This is a genomic window from uncultured Nostoc sp. (genome assembly GCF_964245575.1).
In the GTDB taxonomy this organism is placed as follows: domain Bacteria; phylum Cyanobacteriota; class Cyanobacteriia; order Cyanobacteriales; family Nostocaceae; genus Nostoc.
This window is the reverse complement of sequence record NZ_CAXTNP010000293.1, coordinates 1-9102: the sequence shown is the minus strand read 5'-3', so window position 1 is coordinate 9102 and position 9102 is coordinate 1. Positions and strand designations below refer to the sequence as shown.

At 43.4% G+C, this 9102-nt stretch carries 9 protein-coding genes; 5 read left to right on the top strand and 4 right to left on the bottom strand.

All coding sequences use genetic code 11. The features are described 5' to 3' along the window. The first annotated feature begins 81 nt into the window (after positions 1-81). Entirely contained in the window at positions 82-1020 is a 939-nt protein-coding gene (locus ACFFAP_RS31765; RefSeq protein ID WP_375514946.1) for an alpha/beta fold hydrolase, read from the top strand. Positions 1021-1116: 96 nt separating this feature from the next. Here the strand turns inward: ACFFAP_RS31765 and ACFFAP_RS31760 are convergent, their stop codons facing one another. The 3 genes from ACFFAP_RS31760 to ACFFAP_RS31750 all read right to left on the bottom strand — a co-directional run bounded on the left by ACFFAP_RS31760 (position 1117) and on the right by ACFFAP_RS31750 (position 4362). Next, positions 1117-1767, bottom strand: coding sequence for a sigma-70 family RNA polymerase sigma factor (locus ACFFAP_RS31760; protein ID WP_375514945.1), 651 nt, complete (start codon positions 1765-1767; stop codon positions 1117-1119). 201 nt (positions 1768-1968) lie between these two features. After that, positions 1969-3354: a DUF2330 domain-containing protein gene (locus ACFFAP_RS31755; protein WP_375514944.1), complete on the bottom strand. Its 1386-nt coding sequence runs from the start codon at positions 3352-3354 to the stop codon at positions 1969-1971. 84 nt (positions 3355-3438) lie between these two features. Beyond that, the gene (locus ACFFAP_RS31750) at positions 3439-4362 is read right to left on the bottom strand and encodes an RnfABCDGE type electron transport complex subunit D (protein WP_375514947.1); all 924 of its coding nucleotides are present in this window, start codon (positions 4360-4362) and stop codon (positions 3439-3441) included. Positions 4363-4693: 331 nt separating this feature from the next. On the opposite strand from ACFFAP_RS31750, the gene ACFFAP_RS31745 reads away from it, so the two are divergent. From ACFFAP_RS31745 to ACFFAP_RS31735, 3 genes are all read left to right on the top strand, one after another. Next, a complete protein-coding gene (locus ACFFAP_RS31745) occupies positions 4694-5374 on the top strand; it encodes a polysaccharide deacetylase family protein (RefSeq protein ID WP_375514943.1) in 681 nt (226 codons plus the stop codon). 124 nt (positions 5375-5498) lie between these two features. Continuing rightward, positions 5499-6350, top strand: coding sequence for a HipA-like protein (locus ACFFAP_RS31740; RefSeq protein WP_375514942.1), 852 nt, complete (start codon positions 5499-5501; stop codon positions 6348-6350). Beyond that, the gene (locus ACFFAP_RS31735) at positions 6347-7111 is read left to right on the top strand and encodes an HIRAN domain-containing protein (protein ID WP_375514941.1); all 765 of its coding nucleotides are present in this window, start codon (positions 6347-6349) and stop codon (positions 7109-7111) included. The genes ACFFAP_RS31740 and ACFFAP_RS31735 overlap by 4 nt, the downstream gene beginning before the upstream one ends. Here the strand turns inward: ACFFAP_RS31735 and ACFFAP_RS31730 are convergent. Next, entirely contained in the window at positions 7108-8085 is a 978-nt protein-coding gene (locus ACFFAP_RS31730; RefSeq protein ID WP_375514940.1) for a carbohydrate kinase, read from the bottom strand. The two genes, ACFFAP_RS31735 and ACFFAP_RS31730, sit on opposite strands and share 4 nt — an antisense overlap. Before the next feature lie 364 nt (positions 8086-8449). Here ACFFAP_RS31730 and ACFFAP_RS31725 point away from each other — a divergent pair, with 364 nt between their 5' ends. Then, on the top strand, positions 8450-8713 hold the full coding sequence (locus ACFFAP_RS31725) for a helix-turn-helix transcriptional regulator (protein WP_069073632.1): 264 nt from the start codon (positions 8450-8452) through the stop codon (positions 8711-8713). Positions 8714-9102: the final 389 nt, after the last annotated feature.

The following is a 9102-nucleotide window of genomic DNA, read 5'->3' as shown; positions in this document are numbered from 1 at the left end:
GCTCCCCCCACTCCCTACTCCCCACTCCCTACTCCCCACCTAGCTTACAATTATTAAAGCTACTTAACAATTCTTTGAATCATGCAGGCAACTACAGCCCCCTCTACAACCCCAATTCCTGGTAAATATTGGCAGTGGCGCGGGCACAACGTTTACTATGTGCGTGCGGGAGAGAAGCAAGCGCAACGTCCGCCCTTGCTTTTGGTACATGGATTTGGTGCTTCCACAGACCACTGGCGCAAGAATATCACAGGATTGTGTCAAGATTTTGAAGTATTTGCGATCGATCTTTTGGGATTCGGGCGATCGGCAAAACCGCAATTGCAGTATAGCGCTGACTTGTGGCGCGACCAACTCCATGATTTTATCACTGAAGTAATTGGTCAAAAAGCAGTATTAGCAGGTAATTCCCTTGGTGGCTATGCTAGCTTATGTGTTGCAGCACAACGTCTTGACAGTGCGGCGGGTTTAGTTTTGCTCAATAGTGCAGGGCCTTTTAGCGAAAGCCAGCCGACATCTGAGCCTGAAGCTTTACAATCAGAAATTGAAGCTCCTAAACAATCCGCTACTTTGCAGAAACTTCTTGGTGACGGCACTAAGTGGATTTTTCAACAACCTTTAGCCCAGTTTTTGTTATTTCAATACGTGCGACAACGTTGGGTAATTCGCCAAACTCTAGAAAAAGTTTATCTTGACAAGAGTGCCATTACAGAGCAGTTAGTAGAAGAAATTTCTCGCCCTGCTTACGATCCTGGTGCAATGGAAGTATTTGTGTCGGTCTTTAGCACTCCTCAAGGGGAGAAAGTTGATGTGTTACTAAAGCAATTAGCTTGTCCATTGTTGATGTTGTGGGGAGAAGCTGACCCTTGGATGAATGCTAGAGAACGTTCCCAGAAGTTTCGTCAATATTATCCTGAACTCAGAGAACATTTTCTAAGAGCCGGTCATTGTCCCCATGATGAAATACCTGATAGAGTAAACCAACTTTTAGGCGATTGGGTTTTGTCTATTACTAAGTGACCACATCTTTCGTAAGGGCACAGCATTGCTGTGCCCCTACAGCATGGTCTATTTGCGATCGCAGGAGAATTAAGAAAAGCCTAAAACAACGTATTTTTATAACAATCCCTGCAATTCGGCGAATTTACGCAAACGTGGTAAACACTGGCGCTGATAAAAACTGCTTAATGTCGGAATTGAAAGCCCAAATTCTTCAGATAGTTCTCTCCAGCTAACTTCTGGGGGTAGGCGTTTGAGAATTAATACCTGACAATTCACATTTGGATGCCCTTTAATGTAAGTACCGCACAGTTCTCCTTCTGAATCTGTCTTAGCCCATATCTCCAAGTCTTCCAGAATGGGAGGTGCTTGGGGAGCAGCTGGGAGGTTATCTACAGGATCAATGGTTTCACTTGTTCCACCCGATGTAGACTGACGAACCCAAAGAGGAACTGTTGTGGCTTGTTCCCGGTTCTGGTTAATGTAAAAGTCTTGTAGTCTCCGTTTAAGGTAAGCATTTAGCCAGGTGATGACACTGCCATAAGTGGGATTATAGATTTGACCTGTCAAACCTTCACAAACATTGCGGCAGAAATATAACCAAGTTTGTTGTAGTGCATCTTGATAGTAAGGAGTACTTTCTCTCCATAGTCTACTTGCTGTCAAGCGAATAATTTGCGTGAGCAGCTTCTGACGCTGAGGACTTCCAGATGGGTGTTCACAAGCTTCGCTAACTAAGCGGCGTAGCTGTTCATCAAATTGAACCATGAGAATCTTGGCGAAGAAAGCAAGAATATCTTAATATTACGTATAACAACAGTCTAAAAAGTTTTCGTCAAGATTTATTCATTGGCCAAACAAGGCATTGAAAAGAGGCTCCAGGGGCAGGGTGCTGCTCTTGCACAGAAGAAAACTCTTCTCCCTTGCTCCCGTTCGGCTACGCTTACGCAAGCCTGCTCCTCACTCCCCTCAATCTAATCCAAACCAGGACTGGACATTTTCCAACCAGGAGTATGTGAGATTTCCGACACTCAGCTTCATTTTGTTGCGAATATCTTGGATATTCCCGTTGGTTAACTTAGCTAGAGTCTGCGCTTCTTGTTCAAAACGCTTGGGCAAAGACCGTTTGTATTCTTTACCTGCCTCACACTTCAGTTCCCCTTCAAATGGATATTGCAAAACATAACGCCCTTGGAATAATTCACGGTTGGCAGTTTGTAAGAAAGTCAAGTCTTCAGGGAATGTGTCGCGAGTGTAGCGGACATGCAGACGGGAGATAAAAACGTTACTGTTAAGAACGGGAGGAGCAAACTTGCGGATTGGTGTAGCCTTAGTTTGCTTAGTGAGAGAATTATCACTTAGCCAAAATACGCCTGCTTCCTTGAGTTCCTCTTGGGTAAGGGGATCGGCAGAACAGGGATCGCAACTACCCATGTCCCAAGCGTATTCCAAAAAGCCGACTCTCTTACCTTCTTTGGTGTAAGCGGTTTGGAACAGGGATTTGTAGAATTCACCAAATTCATTTTTGATAAACACGGGAAGATTGACGTTGGACGGGATTTTCACCGTCCGATAGTTAGTGATTTGTGCCTCTCCTTGGGGCGAGAGGATATAGACAATTAAATCCTGCTCTGTCGTGGCATTGATCATGCCTAAACGAATTGGCAGCATGAACTTGGGTGATTGATAGGAAATTTGTAGCGGACGCAGGAACTGGTAACCAGATTCCTCGAATTTATCCAAGTTGACTTTTGCAACAAAGAATTTCATTGAGGAACGGATATAGGGCTGAAGTAACTGTTTCGCCCCTTGAGGAATTTTGTAGCCATTTTGTGTCAGCCAAGTTTCCAGTCCGCCAGATTCTTTAGCACTAAGGATAACGATGTCATATTCGCCCACGTTGAAACTCGCTTCGACCGTCACACCCAAACTGCGATCGGTTTTCTGAACTTCCGCAAAATTATCTACTGCTGCTGAATTTAAAAATACGTTTCTGGAAAATACTGGTAGTGGGGCACAAGGATCTGGGTCAAAATATTCCACCAATCGCGGCGCACTAAAAGCATCTAGGCGCTCGATAATCGTGGGTTCAGTCACACGAACTTGGTCTTTTTGCAGCACCGTTGGCACTGGTACTACGATCGCAAAATCTTTGACTTCGCCTTGGTAGTCGTTTGCCATTGTCAGGACGGTGCGATCGCCATTCCGTGCTATCACCACCTGAGAAGCTTTGTTATACAGCTTCGTATCAGCTTTAGCTACATAAAATCCACAAAATGCCCAAGCTGCGGGTGCAAAGCAAAACACAGCTACAATTGTCAACAGTAATGGCGTTAAAAGTCGAAAAATCTTCATTTTTTATACCTCTATATTAAGAGTAGAGACGCGATTAATCGCGTCTGTCTGTACAGGAGTTGGGAGTTAGGAGTAGAGACGTGATTAATCGCGTCTGTACAGGAGTTGGGAGTTAGGAGTAGAGACGTGATTAATCGCGTCTGTACAGGAGTTGGGAGTGCTGAGTAAAAGTTCTCCCTCTGCTCCCTGATCTTCCCCATCTCCCCTTTGCCAAGAAAATCGTGGGGCTAACCAGAGAATATCTAGCAGAATGCTCAACGGGGCAAGGATGAACAGTGCCCAGAAGACTGCGGTGGGAACAAAGAAATAATTCCGCAGGATGAAAGTTAATCCAGCGATGCAAACTGCCCAAACTACCCGCCCAATTCGAGAATTGGGAATCGATCGCGGATCTGTAATCATAAATAGGGCGAACAACAACAACGAACCGCTCATCAACCGATGCCAGTAAACATCCCAAGTCCAACCCAGCCAGAGATTGCGAATCGCTTCTAGCAAGGAATAGCTACCCAAAAAAGCGGCTGTGGTGTCCCAGCGACCAATGCGCTGCAAAATCATGCCCCCAGTCCCGACAAATAACAGCGCATACCACCACTCTTCACCCCACTGTCCCGGCGAAACCCAGGCATCGGAGGTGAGAATCAAGGCGGAAATGATGCCAAAATTAGCAGGGTTGAAGAAATGCTTATCACCGAATTTGAAGAGAAATTTACTAGCGATCGCACTTGCTGCCGCTATTACCATTGTCGTCCAGTGATCGGCACGCAACAGTAAACTGAGTCCGAGTGAGGTAATTAAAGCACTGCGAAGATTCGTAATTTGTCCTTTGTTATTTGCCAATGACCAATGACTAATAACAAATGACAATACCGTTTGGGTTAGGAAACAAGTAGTGATTAATACCCCAATTAACTCCGGTCGCAACGTCCAGTCTCGTGTACTGATTCCCACGACTAGGAACAAGCCCAGAAATGAAATTTGATAATCTCGTATATCTTTGAACAAAATCAACATTTTATTCAGTGTTTATTCGTAGATATATGCTCGATTTAGACGAGTACTAGGTCAAAAAGTATTGCTCTTACAGATTTTTTACAAAATAGAGTATTGACATTCTCCAGCCGACCTTTATCGACTGATATTAGGGTGGTGATTGCCATACCAAAGTGATCGCTCTGATGTTTTAACCTATAAGGAGCGCTTGTATCTGGAACTCTCTGTTTGTACAAAAGTAAGTTCCAGATATAAGCGATTTAAACTATGGTTCCCACGTTTAACAGTTATCAACATTAAGTAATCAGTGTATTTATGCAAGATTACGCAAAAAAGAAAAAACTTTATGCAGCTAGCTCCCCTGTTCCCAATTTTCTACCGCATTCTCCAGCCGAGTTTTCCTAACTGCCTTTGGGCTGGAAATCCCAATACTAAAGCGATCGCACTAACCTTTGATGATGGGCCGCATCCTCAATACACACCGGAAGTCTTGGCAGTGTTAGATCGTTACAAGATTACAGCGAGTTTTTTTTGGTTGGGTGTTTGCGTCAACCGTTCACCAGCCATTGCCAAAGCCGTTAGCGATCGCGGCCACTGGATCGGATTACATGGCTACGATCATCGCTCTTTTGCCATGCTTTCTCCAAATGACCTGAAGGACAGTTTAGAAAAAACTCAAGCTGCCATCTCCAATGCCTGCAATCTGCAACCTGAACAAGTGCGAGATGTCCGCCCCCCCAATGGTTTATTTACACCTGCTACTTTAAAATTGTTCTTTCAGTGGAATTACCGTCCAGTAATGTGGAGCGTTGTACCAGAAGACTGGGTGCGACCAGGTGTCACCACTGTGGTAGAGCGAATTATGCAGCAGGTGAAAAATGGTTCGCTGATTGTCTTGCATGATGGTGCTTGTGGTGGACAAGATGTTGCTGCCACAATCCAAATTCTGATTCCGCAACTGCTACAACAAGGCTATGAGTTTGTGACTGTTGATACTCTATGGCAGCAAGCTAAGGCTAACCATTGACTATTACACATTTAATAATAGGTGAAGTTAATAATTTGCTCTAAATTAGGCTTCCCCATAAATTATCCCAGAGCAGTTTCCTATCATTGAGGTTCCCCTAGATGCCCCAGAGGCTGATGAGGATTTGGGAACAAAAGAAAAGTTCTGGTTTCGTCATCAGGATTTAGGTCGTTGTCTATTCAAGAAAGCTAGACCAAACACAGGAGAAAATTGGGCAGAGAAGATTGCAGCCAATTTGTGCGAGTTGCTTGGGCTACCTCATGCTGATTATGAACTGGCGGCATACAATGGTGAAAATGGCATCATTTCACCCTCATTTTTGCCGTCTCAAAAGGGTGGAATCTTTATCCTTGGTAATGAAATTCTGGCTCGGATAGTATCTGATTATCCACAAGATTCTAAAGACCTGTCCCAATACACAATAGATAATGTATTCAATGCTATCGGAGATGCTTCAGTCAATTTGCCTATTGACTGGACACCACCAGAGAGAATTAGTTATGCGACAGAAACTTTTGTTGGGTATTTACTTTTAGATGCTTGGATCGGGAATAGTGATCGACACCATGAAAATTGGGCATTCATCAGTTTGGACGAGAATATCTATTTAGTACCAACCTATGATCACGCCTCATGTCTCGGTAGGAACGAGTCTGATTCTAAAAGGAAAAGTAGGCTAATCACAAAAGACGCTGGCTTCTCTGTCCAAGCGTATGTAGAAAGATGCAATTCTGCGTTGTATGCTAGAGTTCATGATAAAAGAACCCTCAAGACTTTTAATGCATTTTGTGAAGCGCAACAACGGTATCCAGATGCAGCCAGGGTGTGGTTAAATAATTTAGCAAGGGTGTCAAGCAATGATACGTTAGAGCTTTTTGAGCGTATTCCATCTAATCGCATATCGCAAACAGCAATTGAATTTGCACAAAAAATATTGGAGTTAAATCAAAATAAGCTGCTGGACACCCTACTATGAAAACACTTTTTTTAGCTTGGCAAGATTCTAAAAGTCGCGCTTGGCTTCCCATTGGTCGCTTAACATTTGACGGGAAAAAATATCAATTTGTATATACGCAAGGTGCTGTAAAAGCTCAAGCTGAACATAATTTTCAGCTATTGTATTCCTTTCCAGACTTGAACAAAGAATATGCATCAGTTGAACTATTTCCATTGTTTTCTAATCGATTAATGCGACGCTCTCGCCCTGATTACAAAGGTTATATTGAATCACTAAATATTCCGGAAGGTGAAGACGATCTAGTTAGCATTCTTTCTCGGAGTGGTGGACGCAAGGTAACAGATTATTTTGAGGTTTTCCCCTGTCCAGAACCAGATGAAAATCGTTTATACCACATCCATTTTTTTGCACATGGATTACGACACCTTCCTGTTTGTGCAACTGAACGAATTAATCAATTACAAACGGGTGAACTGTTATATTTAGCTAACGAATTTAAAAATTCCTACGAGCCGCGTGCATTACTTTTATGCACTGAGGATCATTACATTGTAGGTTATTGCCCTCGATATATTGTCGATGATGTTTTTAAACTCAAAAACAGAAATCCTGAACTTGTAAAAGTACACGTTGAGCGCGTTAACCCAGTACCGACACCTCTCCAACTACGTTTATTGTGCAATATGACCGCAGAATGGCATGAGGATTTTCGTCCATTTTCTAATTGGGAGTATCAGCCTTTGGTGACTGATATCCCAGTGGCTTATGCTAGTTCCTAGAGGTGATGTGAAGCTAGAAAAGCTTCGACTTCAACAGCAGTAGGTTGAGAAGCGATCGCACCTGGTTTAATGGTAGTCAGTGCCCCAACAGCACTGGCGTATGTGACGATGCGTTTTGCTGTTTCGGCATCCCGCAAGCTGTGGATGCCATGCTGACTCAATTGGTGGATGAATCCTGCCAAAAAGCTATCCCCTGCGCCAGTTGTATCAACTACGGGGATAGAAAATGAAGGTAATTTGCCTTCGTTCTCACCCAGACAATAGGTGCAACCGTTTTCCCCATCTGTTACCAGCACTCCTTCAATTGAAGCTAGACGGTAAGTAATGGCTCCGGGATCTGCGGTTTCAAATAGCCATTGGGCTTCTTCTTTGGAGAGTTTGAGGAAATCGACTCGCTTAAATAATTCTGGAATTTTTTGATGAGCGATGTTTGGCTCGTCCCAAAATACAGGACGCCAGTTGACATCCAGCACAATCTTCAAGTCGTAATGTTCTGCTAACTCTAAGGCGCGGTGAATTGCCACTTCACTTTCAGGATAGGCTAATTCCAAAGTACCCAAAACCAGAAAATCTGCTTCTTGAAACAGCGAATTTGGCAATTGTTTAGCTTGCAAGCGAGTATCGGCAAATTCTGCGGTATCATACTGACCAAATCCGGCGAAGGTGCGATCGCCTGCTAAATCCCGTGTAACATAAACTTGCCGCGTTGGTGCTGTAGGATGGCGTTGTACCCCCGTTGTCTCTACACCTACATCTTGTAATAGCTTGACCAGTGCATTCCCTGGTTCATCTTCACCAACGGCTCCGATAAATCCTGCTGGCGTCCCCAGCTTCACTAAAGCACAGGCTACGTTAGCTGGTGCCCCTCCTGGATAGGGAGTCCAGGATTTTACTTCTTCCAGCTTTAGCCCCAATTGATCGGCTAAACAATCAAACAAAACTTCACCGAGACACAAAATACGGGGATTGCTCATTTTATTTTAGATTTTAGATTTCGATTTTGGATTAGGAATTTACAGTATAAAATCTACAACAATTTTCGCTAATCTGTCGCCAGCCCTTCATAGAATGAAATAGCAATTTTTATTACTCCATAACATCTATATGCTTATGAATATTGCCGAAATAACATAAGGATTAATACTAGGTCGTTATAAACTATTTAGTGTAATAAAGCACTTTTTTGATACTATAGTTGATATTTTTGCCAATTTTAAATCCAAAGAAAATATTGACAATCGGATTACTGCTAACACTTGAAACCCCTCCCAACAAAAGAATCTTCTAGAATTAGAAAGAGTGATTAAGTACATATACCAAGGGAGGATAGAAATAGTCATGGCTGGTGGCAAGTCTGAGACCCCCGTTAGTCTGTCAGACAGAGAACTGCAAATTATCGACTTAGTAGCCGCTGGCTTAACTAACCAAGAGATTGCAGGAAAACTGGAGATTAGCAAGCGTACAGTTGATAACCATATCAGTAATATTCTTACCAAGACCGAGACAGAAAATCGAGTAGCTCTTGTCCGCTGGGCTTTACAGTGGGGCAAAGTCTGTTTGAATGATGTCAATTGCTGTACTCTGCCTAACCAGATCGAATAAACGATTTATTAGTAGCAACGTAATTGCTCTGGTCTGGTATAATGGCAAACCAATCTTGAGGTTTACTGATTATTTCCCTCTTCACGCCTAAGTTTTCAGTGTGAACACTCTACCAAAAGTTCCGAGTCCTTCACTCAGCCGGAGTTTATGTTAGTGGAGCCAGCTGACCCTCGGACTCGGAAACTATAAAAGATCAGAATTTATTATTAAGCAGAACAGATGTAGGAATGGGGAATGGGGAATGGGGAGAGGAGGGAGCAGGGGAGGCAAGGGAAGCAGGGGAAGAAGAATTATTAATGACCAATGCTCAATGCTCAATCACCAATGCCCAATACTTCGACTTCTCTACGAGACGCACTCGCGTTCGCTCAGTACAAGTGCCCAATGCC

Bases quoted from the DNA above. Each gene is read 5' to 3' on its own strand.
- ACFFAP_RS31735 (WP_375514941.1), top strand. From the start codon at position 6,347: ATGAAAACACTTTTTTTAGCTTGGCAAGATTCTAAAAGTCGCGCTTGG.
- ACFFAP_RS31760 (WP_375514945.1), bottom strand. From the start codon at position 1,767: ATGGTTCAATTTGATGAACAGCTACGCCGCTTAGTTAGCGAAGCTTGT.
- ACFFAP_RS31765 (WP_375514946.1), top strand. From the start codon at position 82: ATGCAGGCAACTACAGCCCCCTCTACAACCCCAATTCCTGGTAAATAT.
- ACFFAP_RS31730 (WP_375514940.1), bottom strand. From the start codon at position 8,085: ATGAGCAATCCCCGTATTTTGTGTCTCGGTGAAGTTTTGTTTGATTGT.
- ACFFAP_RS31755 (WP_375514944.1), bottom strand. From the start codon at position 3,354: ATGAAGATTTTTCGACTTTTAACGCCATTACTGTTGACAATTGTAGCT.
- ACFFAP_RS31725 (WP_069073632.1), top strand. From the start codon at position 8,450: ATGGCTGGTGGCAAGTCTGAGACCCCCGTTAGTCTGTCAGACAGAGAA.
- ACFFAP_RS31745 (WP_375514943.1), top strand. From the start codon at position 4,694: ATGCAGCTAGCTCCCCTGTTCCCAATTTTCTACCGCATTCTCCAGCCG.